The sequence below is a fragment of the Nonomuraea bangladeshensis genome, from assembly GCF_039529455.1.
GTDB classification, from domain to species: Bacteria; Actinomycetota; Actinomycetes; order Streptosporangiales; family Streptosporangiaceae; genus Nonomuraea; species Nonomuraea bangladeshensis.
Genome location: NZ_BAAAMV010000004.1, coordinates 781,286 through 802,197 on the forward strand (window position 1 = coordinate 781,286; position 20,912 = coordinate 802,197).

Here is a 20,912-nt window from a genome sequence, read left to right on the forward strand (position 1 = left end):
TTCCCGCTGTGACGGCTCGTCGCCTGCCCGCCGCCGCGCCTTGCGGAGTCCACCACGCGGGTCAGGCAGGCGCCGGGCTGGTCGTCGTCGCCGAGTGCATGGGATCGTCGCGGTGGAAGATCGCCAGGAGGGCGAACCAGACCAGGATCATGATCCCGGCCGGGCGGAGGAACTCCTCGGCGAGAACGGCGCCGACGAAGGAGTAGCCGGCGAGCCAGACGCCGGTGACGACGCCGACCACGCGAACCGGCCAGGAACGGCTGACCAGGGAACTCGCCACGATCCAGACGCCGGCGAGGACGTGGCCGCCGAGCCGGACCGCCCAGGCCGTGTCGTACTCGATTCCGTTGATCATCAGGATGCCGGCGAGCACGTCGAGCGTCACCCAGCCGTAGCCTGCGGCCTTGGCCCAGGACGCCGCGTCCAGCCGCGATACCAGGAAGAGGATCGAGAGGTGGAAGAAGACGCCCAGGTATTCTCCCCATGCCACGTCCGGGTCCACGAAGAAGGCGATCACGGCAGGAAGGAACAGAAGCAGGGGCAGGAGCGCCACCAGGCGCAGGCCGGCGTAGTGCCGTCCGGGATCGAGCATGGGAGTGGTCCTCTGTACGTCGAGTTGTCCGGTCGGGTCGAACACTAGAAAGAGAAGTGTTGACATGTCAACAGTTGGGTCGGGCGAAGCGACTGAGCTGTGGCTGCGCTGGAAACGCGCCCACGAGACGATCCGCGCCGCCGTCGTCGCCGAGACCACCGCGGCCTCGGGCGTCTCGGAGCCGGAACTGAGCGTCCTCGTCTGCCTGCACGAGTCCGGCGGAAGCCTCCGCCAGAACGCCCTCGCCGCCGCCCTCGGCTGGGACCGGACCCGGCTGTCGCACCTGCTCACCCGGATGACCGACCGCGGCTACGTGGCCCGCGACAAGGTCCCGAACGGAATGGAGGTCGCGCTGTGCCCGCAGGGCAGGCAGGTGCTTGACGCGACGTTGCCGACACTGGAGACAGCCACCCGCCGTCACCTGCTGGACCGGCTCGGCCCGGACGACGCCAAAACCCTCAAGGCCCTCGTCGATCGCCTCCTGTCCGGCGCCGGCTCCAACTGACGGCCCGGTTCTGCCGCCGGGCGTCCGGGCTCGGCTGCGACCAGCGGGTGATCTGAGCCGCAGCGCGTCGATCGCGGCCTGCAGGGCGTAGGTGGTGAACGCCACCTCCGGCACGCATTGCGTGAGTACATGGAATTTTCGGCAGGCACAAGGTCACCCCAGGAAGCGGCGTGGCCGAGTCCGGGGAGACGCGGGGTCAGCCGCGCCCGAACCTCGCCTCAGCTGCGGGAGCGTCCGGCCTGGAGCAGCTCCAATGCCTCGTTCAGGGCAGGGGCCGGCGCGAGATCACAGGCAGCTCGGATCGCGCCCGACAGAAAGGTGATCCACATGTCGACCAGCGCCGCGATCTCGTGTGGGCGGCCGCTTCTGAGCCAGTGGCGGGCGGTTTCGTCGCAGGCGGCGGAGTAGCCGCGCATGGGCAACTCGAGCGCCGGGTCGTCCGCGTCGAGGCCGAGTAGCCGGCAGATCGCGTGGATCCCCTCCCGGCGGGTCGCCTCGAAGGCCTCCCCTGCCGCGTCGGTGCCCTCCGCGCGGCGCAGGATCAGGTTGAGGGCGGCGTCCTCGTGCTCCGCCAGGAATTCCAGGTGGGCGGTGAGATGGCGGCGGAGACGTTCGAGGACGGGCCCATCGGTGGTGAGCTTCGCGGCGGCGCGGAGCTGCCGGTCGATCTCGCGTACGGCCTCCGCGTAGAGGCTCTCCTTGCCGTTGAAGTGGTGGGACAGGAGTCCGTGGGCGACTCCGGCCGAGCGGGCGATGTCCCCGACGGTGACATCCGCGTAGGGGCGCTGCGAGAAGCACTTCAGCGCGGCGTGCAGCAGCTTCTGGCGCGTCTCCTGGGCGGCCAGCTGCCGCCGCGTCGGCGGCTTGCCCGTGACGGACTGGGTCACGCCTGATCCTTCCCGACGATGTCTGCTTGCCCTGTCATCAGCGTATCGGGCCATGTCGCGCGCGGTCTCCATGCTCCAACTTGATTGACTGTCATTCAATGACTTATATTCAACGAACGGCGCACCGCGAGGAAGGATCGCAGCATGTCTCTCAACCTGCCGCTCCCGGACAAGGACGACCCTGTGTGGACGGCCGCCAACGGCTTCGTCGTCCGTAAGGATGGAGGTGTCATCCGGCTCACCGGGCATGAGACGTTCGCGGTAAAGGTCACAGGAGAACAGACCGACGGGGCATTCGCTTTCATGGACGGTCTCATCGAGCCGGACCATGGCAACCAGCCGCACATCCACACCAAGGAGGACGAAGCGTTCTACGTCGTCTCCGGGGCATTCGAGTTCATCAACGGGAACGAGAAGATCACGGCCGGTGCCGGCGATTTCGTGTACATCCCCAAGGGCACGCGGCACGGCTTCAAGAACATCGGCGCGGAGCCGGCCAGGCTCCTCGTCTTCTACACGCCCGCCGGACCGGAGTCCTTCTTCCTGGCGTACGGCGAGACGGACCGAGCCCCGGAGCCCTGGCCGGACGAGAAGTTCAACGAGATGGTGGACATCCTGGGCGCCCACAACATGGTGCTACTTCCGGGAGACCACGACTGGGACTGAGCCGCCCAGGCAGGTCACCTTCACCACTGCGAACCGGCACCCGGATCGCCACGGAGATCGCCCGGGCCGCCCCGGTCAAGTTCGTCGATGGCAACCCGTACGGCACGTCCCACCGTGCGGTGTGGGGCCCTGACCTCGGTCCGATCGACGACGACACCCGAAACGCCGCACGTCACCAGGCCGAACGGACCGTGGTCGCGCGCGCTCAAGCAGGGGTAGTCGCCTGACCCCTCCGGCACCCGAACATGGCTGGTCACCGGGAACCGGTTCCGGCCTCGACCGGGAGATCTCCTGAGCGGCACTCGCCGCAGAGGACACAGTCGTGCTGACCGGTCGCCGTACAGCGGACGTGAGATCAACGCCGCCGGCAGCCGGACGCAGGACGAGCGGGCCGCCTGTGAGCACGTCATCCGGGCACCGAATTCGACGAATGACAGCCTTCGCACCGGGTCGGTGCAAGGCGGGAAAGGAGCTCGCCATGGGGCGAGTAATGGGAAAGACAGCGCTGGTCACCGGTGGCGCCATGGGGATGGGCGGCGCCACCGTCCGGCGGCTCGTCGCCGAGGGCGCGAACGTGGTCATCGCTGACGTGAACGTCACCGCGGCGCAGGCCCTCGCCGACGAACTCGGACCCAATGCCATCGTCGAGAAGCTCGACGTCCGGTCTCCGGAGGAGTGGGCCCGGGTCGTCGACCGGACCGAGAAGCGGTTCGGCTCCATCGACATCCTGGTCAACAACGCGGGCATCGCGGACCCGGCTCCCCTGGAGCAGTGGGACATCGCGCGACTGCAGCGCACGTTGGACGTGAACCTGATCGGTGTCTTCAACGGTATCCAGGCCGTGGTCCCGGCGATGAAACGGGCCGGGGGTGGATCGATCGTCAACATCGGTTCCGTCGGAGCGTTGCAGGGGGTGCCGAGGATGTCCGGCTACGTCGTCTCCAAGTGGGCGGTCCGTGGCCTGACCAAGACCGCCGCGCTGGAGTTGGGCGCGTACGGGATCCGAGTGAACGCCGTCCACCCCGGGCAGATCAAGACCCCGATGACCGCCGGCGTCACTTTCGACACCAGCAACGTGGCGCTGGGCCGGGTCGGCGAGCCGGATGACATTGCCGGGATCGTGCTCTTCTTCGCCGGCGACGACTCCCGGTTCGTCACCGGCAGCGAGGTGGCCGGCGACGGCGGACAGATCGCCGGACAGGCCGACTACCAGGGCCTGCCCCAGTAACAGCATTGTGGTGCGGGACCTCGGACGGGCACCGCACGATCGTCGGTTTGTCGCTCATGTCACCCGAGGCTCGTGTGGTGACGACGCCACCGCCGCCCGCCTGCAGTCGGGCGCAGCCCGTGGCGGTGTGGTCAGAGGTTGTCGAGGAACTCCAGGAGGAGGCGGTTGACGTCGTCGGGGCGTTCCTGCTGAATCCAATGGCCGCAGTCCAGGAGATGGCTGCCGGTCAGCTGCGGAAGGGTATGGGGATAGGCGTCGATGGCGTCGGACAGCCACATCGTGGAGGCGTCCCGCTTGCCGCCGACGAACAGGGACGGCTGCTCGATCGGGGCCCCGGCGTAGGGAGCCAGGTCCTCCCAGTCACGGTCCATGTTGCGGTAGCGGTTGAGCGCTCCGGTGAGACCGGTCCGCTCGAACTCCGCGGCGTAGAAATCGAGATCCTCCTCCGTCAACCAGGACGGCATGGCCCCGGTGGGGAACCGCTCGCGCAGGGTGCCGCCCTCGCGGGTGACGAAATGCGGGTCGGGAGCGCCGGGTCCGGCCATGGTGTCACCGGACAGGGCGCGGTAGAACCCGGCGAGCCAGCCCCTCACGTCGGGCTCGATCTCGGACTCGGCCCGGCCGGGCTCCTGGAAGTACGAGACGTAGAACTCCTCGTCCCCGCCCATCTGAGCGAACGCCTCGCTCGGCCGGGGACCGCCCGGCGGCGCGTAGGGCACGCTCAGGATGCCGACCGCGCGGAACACCTCCGGTGCGAGCAGCGCGGAGTGCGCGGCGATCGTCGCCCCCCAGTCGTGGCCGATGATCACCGCCGAGGACTCGCCGAGCGCCCGCACGACCGCGACGTTGTCGGCGACCAGGTCGAGCATCCGGTACGCGGCGGGGTCCCGCGGCTTGGACGAGCGCCCGTATCCCCGTACGTCGAGAGCGACAGCCCGGTAGCCCGCCCGCGCCAGCGCGGGCAGCTGCCGCCGCCAGGAGTACCACGACTCGGGGAACCCGTGCACCAGCAGGACCAGCGGCCCGCTGCCCTGCTCCACCAGGTGGATGCGCCCCGCGCCCGCTTCCAAGATCCGATGCTCGACCCTCATCGTGCCCCCTCTTCGACCTGCGCTTCCTTGATCACGCCGACCCTAGGCGCGCGGCTTCCCGGGGGCCAAAATCCGTTGCCATGTCGGCAAACGCGCGTTGTGCCTGATCTCCTGGAACGACCTTCCGCCCCTACGTCGTCAGCCAGAGGCGCGGCGTGAACAGCGGTACGCAGGCGCCGCGCAGCGCCGAACGCAGGTAGTCCGGCCCGTAGGCGATGGACACTCCGCCGCCGGGGCGCGGCGTGCACAGCGGCTTGGCGTAGAAGCTGTCGGGGCGTCCGCCGGATCTGGCCGGGCGCACGCACAGCAGGGCGACTGCGTCGCTAGGGTCGCTGTGGTAGCCGAGCCGTCCGCTGTGCTGGTAGCTGCGGGTGGTGGCGCGGGCCGCGCGGCGGCCTCGCACTGCCGCTCGCTCATCTCATCCAAAGGTCAGACTGGCCAAAGGAGCAGGTGCCGATCACGTTGATGAACATGCTGTGCGTCGGCGGTGACCATCAACCGATCCGATAGGCGGCAGCGCCGTTGTGCAGGAAACGGGCGCGGCCGTGGCCGTCGGAGCCGACCAGGGACAGGACCTGGTGGCCGGAGGGCTTCGGCTCGGTGGTGATGACCGCGCTGTCGTTGAGTCGGACGACCTCGACGCGGTCCTCGGACCTCCCGAGGAAGGACTCGGCGAGTTCATTGCGCGGGCGGTAGATGAGGAACGCGCGGTCGTACTCACTGGTGAGGGTGATGTCGTACAGGGTGGAGCGGTAGGTGCCGCACATGCGGTCCGCGTCGATCCCGGCCGGGTCCAGGGGCGGCACGGGTCGCGGCGCCGTCTCGGCGCCGGCAAGGTCCCTGAGCGCCGCATCGAAGATCTCGTAGGCCAGGGGCTCGCCGCCCGTGCTGTTGGTCAGGACGGCCACCGCCACCCCCGCCGACGGTACGACGCGAAGCCAGGCCTTCTGCCCCTTGGCGACGCCGGTGTGGCCGACGACGCCGTCCTGGTGGAGCATCCAGCCAAGTCCCCAGCCGATGACGCCGCCGCCGAAGTCCGGGACGGTTTCCAGCTGAGGCTCGCGCAGTGCCGCCAGCGCGGGGTCGGCCAGATGCAGGCGTACGAACTCCAGCAGCTCGCGCGCGCTGATCGCGAAGTGCGAGCCGCTGGGCGCGGAGTAGTAGGAAACCGCCCATTCCTTGGTCGGAACGACCTTTCCGCCGGTCTGGACGTGGCCGACCGCGGCGCGGTGCAGGATCGCCTCGTAGGGGTCGGTGGCGGCGGTACGCAGGCCCAGCGGTGTCACCAGGCGTTCGCGGAGCACGTCGTGGAAGGGCTTGCCGCGCAACACCTCCACCAGCCGGCCGAGCACCACGTACCCGCTGTTGGAGTAGGAGAAGACGGTGCCGGGCGGGAGGAGGTGGTCCGCCTCGGCGAGGGTGGCGACGAATTTCTCGATCGCGTCGTCGTTGCGACCGGTGTCGGTGAAGTGGTTGCCGTCGATGCCGCCGGTGTGGGTGAGCAGGTGGCGGGCGGTCAGGGACGCGGTGGCGGCCGGGTCGCTCAGCCGGAAGCCGGGCAGGTGGTCGCGCACGGGACGGTCGAGATCCAGCACGCCGTCGTCGACCAGTTGCTGGATCAGCGTGGCCGTCCAGATCTTGGTGATCGAGCCGATCTTGAACACCGAGTCGGTCGTGGCCTCGACCTGGGTACGCAGACTCAGCACGCCCGCGGCCTCGTCCTGGATCTCCCCGTCGGCCAGCACGGCGACCTGCGCGCCCGGTACGTCGTATTTCGCGACAAGCTCGCCCAGATCCCATTCCATCCCGCCAGGCTAGCTCCATGATCGAAAGCTACGGGCGCAGCCTGTGCGGCTGTTCGGGCTGAGAGGGCATGGCCAGGCGATGAAGCCCGACCGAACGAGCGACTCGCCGCCCGTCAGCACCTCTCCGGTATCGCGGCCGAAGGGGCTTAACCTGCAGAAACAGGATCAGGCGTAGATCAATGCGCGGCCGCTGTCTGGTGAGCGAGCAAGGAAAGGGCCCGACATGTCCAACCACTTCACCGGCCTCAGCCTCGGGCCGCCACTCGGGGACCAGCGCCTCGATCTCTGCGACCTGTACGCCTTCACCGCACCCGGGGATCCGAGCAGGACCGTCCTCATCCTCAACGCCAATCCCAACGCCGACGCGCTGCACCCCGACGCCGTCTACCGGCTGAACATCGACAGCGACGGCGACTACCTGACCGACGTCGCCTTCAGCTGGGTCTTCAGCCCTCCGGCGGCCGACGGCTCCCAGACCTACAGCGTGTTCATGGCGACCGGCGCGGAGGCTCGCCAACCGGAGGCGGCCGGCGACGAAATCGTGTCGGACGCCGTCGTCTCCTTCGGCCCTCAGGCCAACGTGGTCAGCAGCGGCGACTACAAGGTGGCCGCCGGCAGCCGCAGTGACGCCTTCTTCTTCGACTTCGACGGCATCAAGAGCTTGTTCGACACCAGCGGCAAGCGGAACTTCACCGCACCGCACCTGGGCGGGGAGTCCCCCTGGACCGGCGTCGACTCCAACCTCACGGCCAACGTCTTCTCCATGGCCATCGAACTGCCGACCGCGGACCTGGCACCCAAGCCCGCGCTGCACATCTGGGGCCGGTGCAGCGTCCGGCGCGACGGCGAACTCGTCCACGCCGACCGGGCCGGACACCCGTCCATGAGCAGTTTCTTCAACACCGACGACACCAAGGAGGACTACAACGCCGGCGAGCCGGTCGACGACCGCGACAAGTGGACGGATCAGTTCGTTCACCTGCTGGGCCACACCGGTGGCTACTCGCGTGAGGAGGCCATCGCCGCGATCGACGAGCACGGCCTCCTGCCGGACGTGCTGCGCTTCGACCCGTCCGAACCGGCCGCCTACCCCAATGGCCGGACCTTCACCGAAGACGTCATCAACATCCGCGTCGCGTTCCTCACCAGGAACGAGGCCCCGCCCACCGGCCTGCAGCCGCACACCGACACGCTGGACCGATTCCCGTACCTGGGCGACCCGCACCCGGCAGCCGCCTCCTGACGGATCCCGGAGGAGGACCGCCGCAGGCTCCGACGGCCGAGCCCGACTCAGCATCGTCTTCCAGCGCGCCGAGACGTGGGAAGGGCCTCGGACCTCGGCTTCGGCTCAGAAGCGTGTGATCTTCGGCACGGACTGAGCGATGAGGTTGACGTGGTCGAAGAAGACGGCCGGCCCTTGAACCAGGTTTTGGTAGCACCGGAGATTGACCGGGCCGGGCACGGTGGTCGTCACAGCCGTCTGGAACGACAGGCTGCCCGTCTGCTCCGGGCCCACGATCGCCGTCTGCATGCCGAACCAGACGCGGGGCTCATTCGGCAGCTGGAAGTCACAGCGGACGCCGTACTTCTGTGGGGCGCCGTCTTGCTGGGCGAAGTCGAGGCTGGCGTTCAGGAGGTAGTTTCCCGCCCCGGGCAGTTGGACGGTGGCCACAATGATGGGAGCTGTGTTGGCCCGGTGGAGGCCGTAGCTGTCCTCGTCGATGAACACCTCGCCCGGAACGGGAGCCGCGGCGGCGGTGGCTTCCTCTGCCGAAGCGGCGCTGCCAGTGGTGATAACGGTCAGGGCGGCACACGCAATGACGATGATCTTGTTCATGTGAACGGACGTTATAGATCGCGACTGAAAGGCGAGTTGGAGATGACTGGGATCGGGGCGTGAGGGGCCGGCCTGAGCGCCCAGCGCGGGTGCGCGCGTGCCGGTCACGATCGACAGGATGCGCGGCCGCACCGGATCGTCCAGCGCCGGGTGCCACCCGGCCGCCCGCTCGACGTCGAGCAGCTCGGGTGGAGGGTGGCCCTTCCTGTCCCTGGTCGTACGTGACTCCTCCGGCATGGCCACGCCGTCCAGGGACAGGAAGGTGGATCGCTCTCCTTATGCGCCGTCGTCGCTCAGCGGTCCGTCGTCAGAAGCGCTGCCAGGTGTTCTTCGTGCGCTGCTGGGACACTCCGGGCTTGGAGTAGTCGCACACCCCCTGAGGGAAGATCGTCCGCAGCCGCTCCCACTGCTGGTCCGTCCACTGCACCCCGTAACCGTCACGCTTCAGCTTGGTCAGCCGGCACGTGACGATGTCGGCGGTGACGTCCTCGCCCGCCACCTCCCGGGGGAAGGACGCGGTCGGGTACAGCCGCTCGCACGCGCTCGCCGGGTCGCGCTCAAGTGTCTCGGCCACGAACCGCGGCTTCTCGTCGCGGGTGTTGCAGCCCTCGACCAGGGTGTCCGGCCGCGCGGTGGTGATCCGCTGAATGGCCTTGCCCCCGGGGCGGAGGCCGGCGAGGTTCGTCAGCCAGTGGTCCATCTGGGTCACGGCGTGCCGCACCAGCGCGCTCTCGGTGCTGAACAGTCCGTATCGGGCGTCCTCCAGCAGGCTGACGTGGTTGGCCGCCGTCCCGTTGGCCTCCTTCAGCCGTTCCCGCATGGAGAAGGTGTGGTAGCGGACGTGGATGTCGCCCCAGGACACGTCGTCCCAGTACGAGCGGTAGTCGATGATCGGCGTCGTGGCCAGCCCGCGACCGCCGCTGATCACCCGCCCGGTGCGGTACGCGATCTTGGTGGCCGCCGGGTCGGCCTCGGTCCGCCGCGGCACGACGTTCGCGTCGGCGTCGAGGCCGCCGATGCGCTCGTTGAGGTCGAGGAACTGCTCCGGCGTGATGGCGCCGTCCTTCAGCGCGCCGAGCCCGTACTGGATGCCGACGTTGTCCAGCGGCCTGCGCGCGAAGCCGGTGGCCGGGTCGGCGCCGTAGATGTTGATCATGTGGTCGTAGACGCCGCAGCGGACGCCGCCACGGTTGGTGTCCGGGTTGTAGCGCTGCTGCTCGGGGACCATGTCGCAGTCCAGCCGCGGGTCGATCCTGTTGGCGCCCCGCGACATGGCCGACACCATGGCCGCCGTCGCGAAGCCGGAGGCCTTGCGCTTCTGCTCGTCCGTCCACGCGAGCGTCGCGCCGGAGTTGAAGTACGTGTCGAGCAGCCGCGCGTCGGTGAGGAAGTTGACCGTGCTGATGCCGACCTCGGGGAACGAGCAGCCGACGACGATGCCGTCGAAGATGCCCGGGTAGTTGTCGGCGATCTGATGAGCCTGGTAGGACCCGCCCGAGCAGCCGTAGCCGATCGTGTGCTCGACCGGCCCGTGCCTCTCGACGAACAGCTCCTTCGTCATCATCGCCGTCTCGGCCGCCGTGACGTCGTTGCAGTTGTTGCCGAAGACGTTCAGCGAGGACGACATCAGCGCGAACCCGCGGCCGAGCATGAACGCGTCGGTGACGGTGCCGGTGCCGCTGCCCGACCGGTACCACCCGCCGGCGCAGCCGCCGCCGAGGGTGAACACGGCCCGGCCGTTCCAGCCCGCGGGGCGCACCGCGGGCGAGGGCGCGGGCTCGGCCAGCGGGTCGTGCAGCATGCTCATCTGGACCACCGCGCGGTTGGCGGTGGACGTCTCCATCCGGACGACGAACTTGACCGTGACGCCGAGCGAGTTCGTCGTGGTGGCCAGGTCGGAGGGGTAGGCGGTGGCGCCGGCCGGCCAGGCCTTGTACGCGTTGCCGGTGGTCCGGTAGAAGTAGTCGACCCGGGGGGCGATCGTGCAGTCCGCGTCGAGCGGCTCGCCGAGCCTGCCGCCGATCACCGGGATCGCGAACGCCGCGGTCTCGCAGGCGAACGGCCGCTCGTGCGGGCCGGAGAACACCGGGCCCTGGGCGGGGTGGTTGACCAGCGTGATCGAGGCGCGCGGCCCGCCGGGCGTCCGCGTGGTGACCTCGACCGTGTTCTCGCCCTCCCGCAGCCCGGTCACCAGCCCCAGGAGCTCGCCGGCGCCCGCCCCGGCCTGGAAGGCCGAGGTGACGTCGGCCTGGCCGTTCACCGTCACCTGGAGGTTCTCGCGCGAGACGGCGCGGGGCAGCGCGATCCGGAGCAGCGAGTCGCCGCCGGTCACCATGTCGGGCCTGCCGGAGATCGCGGAGATCCCGAGCTCGTCCGGCCTCGACTCGTCCGGCTCGGCGGTCACCGTGATGGTGACGGTCGCGGTCGAGCGCTCGGAGTCGTCGCCGACCCCGTAGGTGAAGGTGTCGACGCCGACGTACCCGCGGTCGGGCCGGTAGCGGAACGACCCGTCCGCGGACGTCGTCAGGGTGCCGTGGGCGGGCTCGGACCACGCCGTCACCGCGGGCGTGACGCCGTCGGGGAAGCTGTCGTTGCCGAGCACGCCGGGCGCGTCGGCCACCAGCTCGGTCCCCTGGGTGACGGTGCGGAAGTCGTCGGCGGCGACGGGACGCGGCGTGGGCGGTCCCTCGCCGGGCGCTCTGACGACCAGCTCGTACAGGCGGGCCGCGTTCGTGCTGTGCCGCGACTTCTTGGTGATCACCAGGCGGAGCGTGTCGGTCGTGAGGTCGGTGCTGAACGTGACCACCGGCTTGGTGTTGTCGACCGCGGTCCCGACGGTCACCCAGCCGTCATCGGTCTGGGCCTCGACGGTGAAGTCGACCAGGACCGTGTCGGCGTACGGGTTGGGCCAGCCGGAACCGCTGTAGATCCCGACCGTGCCGACCCGGGTCCGGGCCGGGAACTTGATCGTCAGTGTGGGGGTGGCGTCGGCCGCCGACGACATCCAGCGGGAGGACTCCGCGCACAGGCCGTCGACGGCGTTCTTCGCGCCGTAGCTTGAGCTGAAGGTCGAGGACGCCGTGACGGTCGCCCCCATCGCCCGATGACCGGTGCATTCGATGTCCGATGCCAGGGCGGAGTTCTGGGTGGTGGTGGTCTCGGCCGACAGCGATGGGGCGGTCAGACCGCCCGCTGCCAGCAGGGCGGTGGTCAGCAGCGCGATGACCGAGGACCTCGGGTGCATCCTCGCGGACACGACGTCTCCTCGTCTACGTGGTGGGGGGTGGGGGCCCGCCGGCCACGTGGCCGGCGGGCCTCGCGATCACTCAGGGGCCGTCGGGGTAGGTGAGGTGGACCCGGATGTTGGTCCAGTTCTGCGGGCAGTTCGCCGCCTGGCAGGTGCCGGGGTCGTGCACGCCGGTGAACTCCGGGCTCAGCTGCCAGGTCTTGCCGTAGTCGTAGGAGACCTCGAAGTAGGTGGACTCGCCGAGGTTGTTCGGGTCGAACGTGGTCCGGGCGTACATGCCGAACACCGGCGCGATCGCCTCCCAGCCCGGGGAGAACGAGGTCTTGCCGTCGATGATGTACCGCTTGTCGAACAGCCGCTTCGGGTCGGCGCCGACCGGGCCGACGATGAGCCACTGGGGCCGGCCCATGAACGAGTTCTGGCCGAGGTCGTTGCTGAGGAACTTCACGTGGTTCGCCGGGACGATCTGGAAGCCGCCGCGGACGTTCTCGTCCCAGCTGAAGCCGACGTACGGCGAGGTCGAGAAGGTCATCGCGCCGGGGTGGTTGGTGTCCATCTGGCCGATGTGGGCGAACTCTGTGCCGCCGAAGCGCCCGGTGCCCTCGACCCGCTGGACGACGTCGGCGACGTGGCGCTTCGCGCCCTTGGCGTAGCCGACGTAGATCCCGCCGTTCTTCTGGTGCGTCTTCCCCGCGACCGTGTCGCCCGCGGCCCAGTTCTCGAACTCGATGTAGGTGGGCGAGGCGTTGCGCACCAGGGGCTGGTAGGCGGTGAAGCGCAGCTTGCGCGGGGGCGCGGCGTTCGGGTCGGCGCGGAAGTGCTCGGCGATGGGACGCCAGTCCTGCTTCGCCTCGTCGAGGTAGGACAGCGGCGCGCCGGTGGGCAGCGAGCTCTTCCCGCCGAAGATGCCCGAGCCGCCCGGGATGTCGGTGTAGATGGTGTCGGCCAGCCAGTTGCCCCAGTCCGCGCCGATGTACCGGTCGGGCCGGATGTTGAGCAGGCTGGTGGTCCAGTCGCGCTCGCCGGTGGCCGGGTCGAAGTTCTCGTAGCGCAGCGGGTCGTAGCTCTCCTCCGGCCAGACCTTGGAGCGCAGCACGTAGACCGACGTGGCGAGCAGGTGGCCCGCGGTGCCGTCGATGGCGCGCGAGTACTTCGACGCCCAGAAACCGTCGTTGGCCTTGACGGTGGCGGTCGCCGGCCGCTGCACGTGGCCGAGCACGGTACGCGTGCCGTCCAGCGCGACGTGCTCGATGGCGCCGCCCGTGGAGTTGTCGATCTCGACGTGGAACTGCGCGGCGAAGCGCGGGTTGTTCTCGGGCGTGGCGTGCGGGGGGATCGGGGTTCCCGCCATGTTGCTGATGCCTGCCGGGGGACCGCCGCGGTGGTCCCCGACGGGCGACGCGGTGGCCGCGGTGGCGGGGGCGAGCAGTGCCACCGTCGCGAGGCCCACGCACCACAGGCGGGCGCTGCGACGTCGGCGGGTGGTCGTGGTGTGGGGGGTGGCTTGCACGGTGTCCGGGCGAGCCGCCCGGCGATCGGGAACCACGGGATGGTCCCTCCTTCTGGTGTTGCGCATTATCGCGGCTGCAAGTGTCGGCCAGTGTTCCGACCCGATCAGCGCCTGTCAAGATCTGGTATTGACTGATAATGCGCAACACCACCATGATGTTGCGCATTATCGAACCGGGGGGCAGCCCTCAGGAGGTACAGATGATCACAAAATCCCGTGGCGCTTCTCGTCTGGCGGCCGGGCTCATCGCGGTGATGGCGCTGAGCGCGTGCGGCGGCGGCGGGACCGCAGGCGGCACCGCGAACGGCGGCGGCTCCGGCGACGGCGCGAGCACCCTGCGGGTCTGGTTCCCCGGCAACCTCGCCGAGGAGATCTCCTGGGTGAACGAGAAGCTGGTCCCCGCGTTCGAGGCCGAGCACAAAGTCGACGTCCAGGTCGAGTTCGTCGACTGGGCCAACCTGGCCACGCGGCTGTCGACCGCCTTCGCCGGCGGCACCGCGCCCGACATCTTCGGCCACGGCAACGCCGCGGCGGCCGGATACGCCGCCAACAACCGGGTGATCGCGCTGGACGACTACCTCGCCAAGCTGCCCGACTCCGACGTGAAGGACCTGACCTTCCTCGACCAGGGCAAGGTCGGCGGCAAGCAGGTCATCATGCCGCTGCGGGGCTTCGGCCACCTGCTCGCCTACCGCACCGACCTGTTCCAGGAGGCCGGGCTCGACCCGGCCACCCCGCCCGCGACCTGGCAGGACCTGCGCGCCGCGGCGGACAAGCTCGTCGTCCGCGACGGCGACCGGATCACCCGCTCCGGCGTGATCTTCCCCGCTGACGACCCGACGAGCATGTCGCAGGCGTTCGGCAGCTTCCTGTTCCAGGCCGGCGGGAGCTTCGCCGACGAGAGCGGCACCACCATCACCTGGAACTCCGACGCGGGCAAGCGCGCCCTGCAGTTCCTCGCCGAGTTCTACACCGGGCCGAAGGCCGTCTCCACCGGCCTGGGCGAGGCGACGAGCGGCGCGGGGGCGCAGCACCCGCTGGTCACCGGGCGCGCGGCCATGGCCGTGATCGACGAGGCGACGCTCAAGAGCATCCACGAGCAGGCCCCCGACGTCGCCGCGAAGATCAAGCTGGCCCCGCCGCTGAAGGACACCACCGCGGCGTCGTTCGGCGGAGCCGGCAACGGGCTGTTCATCAGCGCCGACTCCGGCCACAAGGACCAGGCGTGGCAGTTCATCGAGTTCCTGCTCAAGCCGGCGAACGCCAAGGCGTACGTCCAGGCCGTCGGCGGCATCCCGGCGCGCGCCTCCCTGGCCACCGACCCCGACCTCGCCGCCCAGCAGTACATCAAGCCCTACATGGACGCCGCCGCCCAGTTCCGCGGGAACCCCAACATCGCGACGTGGACCCAGCAGCGCGAGGCGCTGGCCAAGCAGGTCGAGGCCGTGCTGCGCGGCAAGACGCCCGCCGCCGAGGCGCTCGACCGCGCGGCGTCGGAGGCCGCGGCCCTGGCCAAGCAGAACTGATCGGCCAACTCGAACGGATCTCCGAACGGATGAAGCTTCATCATGGTGACTGAGACCCGGCCGCCGGGAACGTCCTCGGGGCCCGAGCCCGTGACGGCACGCCGGCCGAGCCGGAGCCCGCTCCGCTCGGCCCAGCGCCGGGCGGGCTGGCTCCTGGTCCTGCCCGCTGCCCTCGCGTTGTCGCTGGTCACGATCGTGCCGATCGGGTACGGCTTCTACCTGAGCCTGACCTCGTACAATCCGGTCGAACGCGGCGGGCCCAGGTTCCACGGCCTGGACGGCTACCTCGCCGTGCTCCAGTCCGGCGAGTTCTGGCACGCGATCTGGATCACCGTCCAGTACGCGTTCGGCACGCTGATCCTGGCCGTGCCGGCGGCCCTCGCCCTGGCGCTGCTGGTCAACGGCCGGTTTCCCGGCGTGGCCCTGTTCCGCGCGGTGCTCTACCTGCCGCGGGTGGTGCCGCTGGTGGCGGTGAGCATGATCTGGCTGTGGCTGTACTCCCACGACGGCCTGTTCAACTATCTGCTGGACCTGGTCGGGCTGCCACCGGTGGACTTCCTCACCGACGAGGACACCGCCCTGCTGTCGCTGATCGGGATGCGGGCCTGGAAGGCGCTCGGCGGCAGCATGATCATCTTCTTGGCGGGGCTCCAGGCGGTCCCGGCCTCGCTGCTGGAGGCCGCGTCCGTGGACGGCTGCGGACGCTGGCGGACGCTGCGGCACGTGATCCTGCCGCTGCTCGTGCCGATCACGACGTACGTGGTCGTGGTCGACCTCATCTACCTCGCCCAGTCCTTCTCCGAGATCTACGTCCTGACCTCAGGAGGTCCGCTGTCCTCCACGACCGTCCTGAACATGCTGATCTACAACGAGGCGTTCGAGCACTACAGGCTCGGCAACGCGAGCGCCATGGCGTTCCTGCTGTTCTGCCTGATCTTCGGCCTCGCCTACCTCAGCATCCGCTCGATGGCGAGAGGAGGCCGGCGATGAACGCGCGAACGGCCGGCGCCGGCCGGCGCAGGGCGCTGCTCACCGGGGTGGTCACCCTGCTGGTGGCGATGCCGTTCGTGTGGATGGTGTCGCTGGCCTTCAAACCGAAGACCGAGGTGTTCAGCTACCCGCCGAAGCTGCTGCCCGACCAGCCGACGCTGGACAACTTCGCCTACGTCTGGAACTCCACGAACATCCCCGGGGCGATGGCCAACAGCCTCCTCGTGGCGACCCTCACGGTCGCGGGGAACTGTATCGCGGCGACGGCGGCGGGCTACGCCCTGGCGCGGATCGACTTCCGCGGCTCGCGCCTGCTGTTCACCACGGTGCTGGGCAGCGCCATGGTGCCGTCCATCGTGCAGCTGATCCCGCTGTTCCTCATCGTCAAGGGCTTCCCGCTGGCCGGCGGCAACGACCTGTTCGGCCAGGGCGGCAGCGGGCTGCTGGACTCGCATGTCGGCCTCGTGCTGCCGATGCTGGTGCAGCCGCTCAACATCTACCTCGCCCGTCAGTACTTCCTCGACATGCCGGCCGAGCTGGCGGAGGCCGGCCGGCTGGACGGCGCCGGGGAGCTGCGCATCTTCTGGCAGGTCTACCTGCCGCTGGCCCGGCCGATCGTCGCCACCATCGCCATCCTCTCCTTCACCGGCGCCTGGGAGGACTTCCTGTGGCCGCTGGTGGCGGTGTCGTCGCCGGAGATGCAGACGCTGCCGCTGGCGCTCAGCTCGTTCGCGGGCAGCGGCGTGACCCAGTACGGCCCGCTGATGGCCGGGACGTTCATCGCGATCGTGCCGGTACTGGTGATCTTCGTGGCCGGCCAGCGGCACTTCGTGCAGGGGCTGGGCGCGGGAGGGGTGAAGGGATGACGCACCGCAGACCGGTCGTGACGCTGCTGCCGCTCGACGACCGGCCCGTGAACACCGGCCACGTGGCCGGGCTGGCCGGCGCCGCCGGGACCCTGCTGCGGCTCCCGCCGGCCGGGCTCCTGCCGGCGGGTGGCGTACCCGCGGACCTGGACGGCACGTCCCGGTGGCTGGAGGACGCCGCCGCCGGCAGCGACGCCGTCGTGGTCAGCGTCAACCAGCTCGCCCACGGCGGATTCGTCGCCTCGCGGCGCACCGCCGAGCCGCTGGCCCGGACGCTGGCCCGCCTGGACGTGCTGCGGCGCGTCCGGGCGGCCCGGCCGGACCTTCCCGTCCACGCCTTCGTCACGCTGATGCGGACCAAGAAGACCGACGGCGCCGGAGCCGAGCCGGCCTACTGGGACCGGCACGGCCGGCGGTTCTTCACCCTCTCGGAGGAGCTCTACCGGGCCGAACACGGACGACCCGGCGCGGTGGCGCCCGCCAGGGCGGAGATCCCCGAGCCGTTCGTCGCCGACTTCTTCACCCGGCGGCTGCGCCTGCACGCCATGCACCTCGCCTGCGTCGAGCTGGTGGCGGAGGGAGTCGTCGACACGCTGTCGATCCTGGTGGAGGACAGCACGGTCGAGAGCGTGTCCACGAGCGAGCGGGAGTGGCTGGAAGCCTGGATCGGCCGCCTCGGCCTCGGCGACCGGATCGGCTGCTACCCGGGCGCCGACGAGGCCGGCGCCGTGCTGACCGTCCGGGCCGCGCTGGAGCACGCCGGCCTGCGCCCGAGGGTGGCGCTCGCCTGCCCCGACCCGGACGCGCTCGGGCGGATCGCGGCCTACGAGGACGTGCCCGTCCGCGACACGATCGCCGACCAGGTCGCGGCCATCGGCGCGGTCCTCGTCGAGGACACCGGCCAGGCCGACCTGGTGCTCGCGGTGCACCCCCCCGGCCTGCCCCCGCGCGACTGGTGCTCCGGGCCGGACCAGCCGGAGCGGCCGACCGGCGAGGCGGCGCGCCTCGCCGGACGGGCGCGGGACCTGCTGGAGGCCGGGCTCCCCGTCGCGGTGGCGGACGTCGCCGACGCCAACGGCGCCGACCCCGCGCTGGTCATGGCGTTGCGCGAGGCCGGCCTGCTCCCGCGCCTCGCCGGGTACGCGGGGTGGAACACCGCGGGCAACACGATCGGCAGCGCGCTGGCCCAGGGATGCAGCCGCCTGCTGGCCGCCGGCGACCGGCAACTGGCCGAGCACGCCCGCACCCTCGTCCATCGGCTGCTCGACGACTGGGGGTACCAGACCTCCGCGCGGCGCGGGTTCCTCACCCCGGGGACGGCCCTCCGGCCGGACCAGGTGGAGCGGGAGCTCGGCGAGCTGCTCGCGGACCTCGGCCCCCCGGCCGACAAGTTGCGAATTGCGCCCGGCAGCGTCAGCTTCCCGTGGGATCGTCCCTTTGAGATTTCCTTTGAGTTGGAGCACCTCGAGGAAGGGAACGATCCCCGGTGAAAGACGCGCCCCGCCGCAGGCCGCGCCAGTCCGACATCGCCAAGCTGGCCGGTGTCTCGCAGACCACGGTCTCCATCGTCATCAACGGCAGGCATTCGGACACCATCCGGATCCCTCCGGAGACCAGGAGGCACGTCTTCGAGGTGGCCCGGTCCCTGGGCTACACCATCGACCCGGTGGCGCGCAGCCTGGCCGGCGGGATGAACCATCTGATCGGCGTCTACACGTTCGAGTCGCTGTTCCCGATGGATCATCACGACTTCTACTACCCGTTCCTGGTGGGGATCGAGGCCGCGGCCGAGGCGCTCGGCTACGACCTGCTGATGTTCACCAGCGCCACCGGCTCGGACGGCGGCAGGTCGATCTACCGCGAAGGCGTCAACCGGCTGGGACTCGCCGACGGCTGCGTGATGCTCGGCAAGGAGACCAACCGGGACGACCTCGTCCGGCTGCGGGACGAGGGGTTCAGGTTCGTCCTGATCGGCCGTCGTGACGTGCCGGGCCCGGTCACGTACGTCACCGCGGACTACGCGAACGCGACCGGCAAGGTCGTCGACCACCTGGTGGGCCTCGGGCACGAGCGCATCGCCTACCTGACGGCCGCCGATCCGGGCGAACCGTCCGCCGACCGTGACGCCGGGTTCCGGGCCGCGCAGAGCCGGCACGGGCTCGACACCGACGGGCTCGTCCTGTCGGTCCGCAAGGAGGAGGGGCCGTCGGCCGAGGAGGTACGGCGGCTGCTGGCGGCCGGGGCCACCGCGTTCATCGCCCACGAGTCGGTGGTCGCGCTCAGGCTGCTCGACCTCCTCGCCGGGATGGGCGTCGACGTGCCGGGCGCGTGCTCGGTGGCCGCGCTCAGCGACGCGCCCGACGCCGTGCCGGGGCCGGAGCTCACCTGCTTCCGGATACCGCGGCGGGAGATGGGGATGCGCGCGGTCGAGCTGCTGGTCCAGCAGCTCGAGTCGGCGGAAGAGGTCGAGCCGCGGGCCGTCGAGCTGCCATGCACCTTCGTCGCTGGGCAGACCAGCGGCTCCAACCGAAAGGAATCATGAGTGACCGAGTTCCGCGCAGACGTACTGGTGGTCGGGGGAGGTTTGGGCGGCGTCGCGGCCGCCCTGGCCGCGGCCAGGAACGGTGCGCAGGTGGTGCTCACCGAGGAGACGGCCTGGCTGGGAGGGCAGCTCACCACGCAGCTCGTCCCGCCCGACGAACATCCCTGGATCGAGTCCTTCGGAAGCACCGCGACCTACCGGCGGCTGCGCGACGGCATCCGTGAGTACTACCGGAGGGAATACCCGCTGCGGTCCGCGTCGAGGTCGCTGGCCCACCTGAACCCCGGCGCGGGCCGGGTCGGGCCGCTGTGCCACGAGCCGCGGGTGGCCCTGGCGGTGATCGAGGCCATGCTCGCCCCGTGGCAGGCGGCCGGGAAGATCACCGTGCTGCGCCGGCACGTCCCGGCGACCGCCCAGGTCGACGGCGACCACGTGACGGCGATGGGCTTCCACGACCTGGAGACGGGCGGCGACGTCACCGTCACGGCCAGGTTCGTCCTGGACGCCACCGAGGCCGGGGACGTGCTGCCGATCACCGGGACCGAGTTCACGACCGGTGCCGAGTCGCAGGCCGACACGGGCGAGCCGCACGCCGCGGCGATCGCGCGGCCGGACAACATGCAGGCGGTGTCGGTGTGCTTCGCGCTCTCCCACCACGCGGGGGAGGACCACACGATCGACAAGCCGGACGACTACGCCGCCTGGCGGGCGGTGGCTCCCGAGTGGTGGCACGGCCCCCAGCTCGGCTGGGTCGCCCCGCACCCGCACACGCTGGAACCCCGCCGCCACGTCTTCACCCCGAACCCGGACGACGACCCGACGGGCATCGTCGCCGACCAGAGCAAGGACCCGGGGTCGGACGAGCTGTGGACGTTCCGGCGGATCCTGGCCCGCAACCACTTCCGGCCCGGCGCGTTCGACAGCGACATCACCATCGTGAACTGGCCGATGATCGACTACCTGGGCGGCCCCGTCATCGGCGGCACCGCCGAGCAGAACGCGGCCCACGCCGCCGCGGCGCGGGCCCAGAGCCTGAGCTTCCTCTACTGGCTGCAGTCCGAGGCGCCCCGGCCCGACGGCGGCACCGGCTGGCCCGGCCTGAAACCGCGTCCCGACGTCACCGGCACCGCCGACGGCTTCGCGATGCGCCCGTACGTCAGGGAGTCGCGGCGGATCCGCGGCCAGTACCGGATCGTGGAGCAGGACCTCGCGGTGGCCGTACGCCCCGGAGGAGCGGTCTCCTACCACGACAGCGTCGGGATCGGCTCGTACCGGATCGACCTGCACCCCTCGACCGGCGGGGACAACTACATCGACGTGCCGGCGTGGCCGTTCCAGATCCCGATGCGGGCGCTGGTTCCCGAACGGGTCCGTAACGTGATCGCCGCGGGCAAGAACATCAGCACCACGCACATCACCAACGGCTGCTACCGCGTCCACCCGGTCGAGTGGACCGTGGGCGAGGCGGCCGGTCACCTGGCGTCGTTCTGCGTGGCCAGGGAAACCGAGCCGCAGCAGGTCACCGCGACGCCGGACCTGCTGGCCGAGGTCCAGCGATCGATGGCCGCCCAGGGCATGGAACTGGACTGGCCCAATGTCACCTACTACTGAGACGGGTTC

The 20,912-nt window shown here is 70.3% G+C and carries 18 protein-coding genes; 10 read left to right on the forward strand and 8 right to left on the reverse strand.

What is annotated here, in order from left to right; genetic code table 11:
* Window positions 1-61 precede the first annotated feature (61 nt).
* Window positions 62-592, reverse strand: a complete 531-nt coding sequence (locus ABD292_RS15560; RefSeq protein ID WP_344207918.1) for a hypothetical protein — start codon at window positions 590-592, stop codon at window positions 62-64.
* A 64-nt stretch (window positions 593-656) separates the two neighbouring features.
* On the opposite strand from ABD292_RS15560, the gene ABD292_RS15565 reads away from it, so the two are divergent.
* Window positions 657-1,097, forward strand: coding sequence for a MarR family winged helix-turn-helix transcriptional regulator (locus tag ABD292_RS15565; protein WP_344207919.1), 441 nt, complete (start codon window positions 657-659; stop codon window positions 1,095-1,097).
* Between the two features lie 218 nt (window positions 1,098-1,315).
* Here the strand turns inward: ABD292_RS15565 and ABD292_RS15570 are convergent, their stop codons facing one another.
* Window positions 1,316-1,984, reverse strand: coding sequence for a TetR/AcrR family transcriptional regulator (locus ABD292_RS15570; RefSeq protein ID WP_344207920.1), 669 nt, complete (start codon window positions 1,982-1,984; stop codon window positions 1,316-1,318).
* A gap of 144 nt (window positions 1,985-2,128) precedes the next feature.
* Between ABD292_RS15570 and ABD292_RS15575 the strand changes: the two genes are divergently transcribed.
* Both ABD292_RS15575 and ABD292_RS15580 read left to right on the forward strand, forming a co-directional pair.
* Window positions 2,129-2,650, forward strand: coding sequence for a cupin domain-containing protein (locus ABD292_RS15575; RefSeq protein WP_344207921.1), 522 nt, complete (start codon window positions 2,129-2,131; stop codon window positions 2,648-2,650).
* Between the two features lie 490 nt (window positions 2,651-3,140).
* A complete protein-coding gene (locus ABD292_RS15580; protein ID WP_344207960.1) occupies window positions 3,141-3,878 on the forward strand; it encodes an SDR family NAD(P)-dependent oxidoreductase in 738 nt (245 codons plus the stop codon).
* A 131-nt stretch (window positions 3,879-4,009) separates the two neighbouring features.
* Here the strand turns inward: ABD292_RS15580 and ABD292_RS15585 are convergent, their stop codons facing one another.
* The 3 genes from ABD292_RS15585 to ABD292_RS15595 all read right to left on the reverse strand — a co-directional run bounded on the left by ABD292_RS15585 (window position 4,010) and on the right by ABD292_RS15595 (window position 6,774).
* Window positions 4,010-4,969: an alpha/beta hydrolase gene (locus ABD292_RS15585; RefSeq protein WP_344207922.1), complete on the reverse strand. Its 960-nt coding sequence runs from the start codon at window positions 4,967-4,969 to the stop codon at window positions 4,010-4,012.
* A 130-nt stretch (window positions 4,970-5,099) separates the two neighbouring features.
* On the reverse strand, window positions 5,100-5,372 hold the full coding sequence (locus tag ABD292_RS15590) for a hypothetical protein (RefSeq protein ID WP_344207923.1): 273 nt from the start codon (window positions 5,370-5,372) through the stop codon (window positions 5,100-5,102).
* A 91-nt stretch (window positions 5,373-5,463) separates the two neighbouring features.
* Window positions 5,464-6,774: a serine hydrolase domain-containing protein gene (locus tag ABD292_RS15595; RefSeq protein ID WP_344207924.1), complete on the reverse strand. Its 1,311-nt coding sequence runs from the start codon at window positions 6,772-6,774 to the stop codon at window positions 5,464-5,466.
* 223 nt (window positions 6,775-6,997) lie between these two features.
* Between ABD292_RS15595 and ABD292_RS15600 the strand changes: the two genes are divergently transcribed.
* Window positions 6,998-8,017 carry a DUF4331 family protein gene (locus tag ABD292_RS15600; RefSeq protein ID WP_344207925.1) on the forward strand — a complete coding sequence of 340 codons (1,020 nt, stop codon included), beginning with the start codon at window positions 6,998-7,000 and terminating at the stop codon, window positions 8,015-8,017.
* 105 nt (window positions 8,018-8,122) lie between these two features.
* Here the strand turns inward: ABD292_RS15600 and ABD292_RS15605 are convergent, their stop codons facing one another.
* From ABD292_RS15605 to ABD292_RS15615, 3 genes are all read right to left on the reverse strand, one after another.
* On the reverse strand, window positions 8,123-8,854 hold the full coding sequence (locus tag ABD292_RS15605) for a hypothetical protein (RefSeq protein WP_344207926.1): 732 nt from the start codon (window positions 8,852-8,854) through the stop codon (window positions 8,123-8,125).
* A 64-nt stretch (window positions 8,855-8,918) separates the two neighbouring features.
* On the reverse strand, window positions 8,919-11,867 hold the full coding sequence (locus ABD292_RS15610; protein ID WP_344207927.1) for a DUF6351 family protein: 2,949 nt from the start codon (window positions 11,865-11,867) through the stop codon (window positions 8,919-8,921).
* A gap of 70 nt (window positions 11,868-11,937) precedes the next feature.
* The gene (locus ABD292_RS15615; protein ID WP_344207928.1) at window positions 11,938-13,404 is read right to left on the reverse strand and encodes a hypothetical protein; all 1,467 of its coding nucleotides are present in this window, start codon (window positions 13,402-13,404) and stop codon (window positions 11,938-11,940) included.
* A 164-nt stretch (window positions 13,405-13,568) separates the two neighbouring features.
* On the opposite strand from ABD292_RS15615, the gene ABD292_RS15620 reads away from it, so the two are divergent.
* Genes ABD292_RS15620 through ABD292_RS15645 form a run of 6 tightly spaced genes read left to right on the forward strand, consistent with a single transcriptional unit; the run spans window position 13,569 to window position 20,903 of the window.
* Window positions 13,569-14,894: an ABC transporter substrate-binding protein gene (locus ABD292_RS15620; protein ID WP_344207929.1), complete on the forward strand. Its 1,326-nt coding sequence runs from the start codon at window positions 13,569-13,571 to the stop codon at window positions 14,892-14,894.
* A gap of 42 nt (window positions 14,895-14,936) precedes the next feature.
* Entirely contained in the window at window positions 14,937-15,884 is a 948-nt protein-coding gene (locus ABD292_RS15625) for a carbohydrate ABC transporter permease (protein ID WP_344207930.1), read from the forward strand.
* Window positions 15,881-16,750, forward strand: coding sequence for a carbohydrate ABC transporter permease (locus tag ABD292_RS15630; protein ID WP_344207931.1), 870 nt, complete (start codon window positions 15,881-15,883; stop codon window positions 16,748-16,750). The genes ABD292_RS15625 and ABD292_RS15630 overlap by 4 nt, the downstream gene beginning before the upstream one ends.
* Entirely contained in the window at window positions 16,747-18,240 is a 1,494-nt protein-coding gene (locus tag ABD292_RS15635) for a DUF4127 family protein (RefSeq protein WP_344207932.1), read from the forward strand. The genes ABD292_RS15630 and ABD292_RS15635 overlap by 4 nt, the downstream gene beginning before the upstream one ends.
* Window positions 18,237-19,292: a LacI family DNA-binding transcriptional regulator gene (locus tag ABD292_RS15640; protein WP_344207933.1), complete on the forward strand. Its 1,056-nt coding sequence runs from the start codon at window positions 18,237-18,239 to the stop codon at window positions 19,290-19,292. The genes ABD292_RS15635 and ABD292_RS15640 overlap by 4 nt, the downstream gene beginning before the upstream one ends.
* Window positions 19,293-20,903, forward strand: a complete 1,611-nt coding sequence (locus ABD292_RS15645; RefSeq protein ID WP_344207934.1) for an FAD-dependent oxidoreductase — start codon at window positions 19,293-19,295, stop codon at window positions 20,901-20,903. It begins immediately after the preceding gene.
* Window positions 20,904-20,912: the final 9 nt, after the last annotated feature.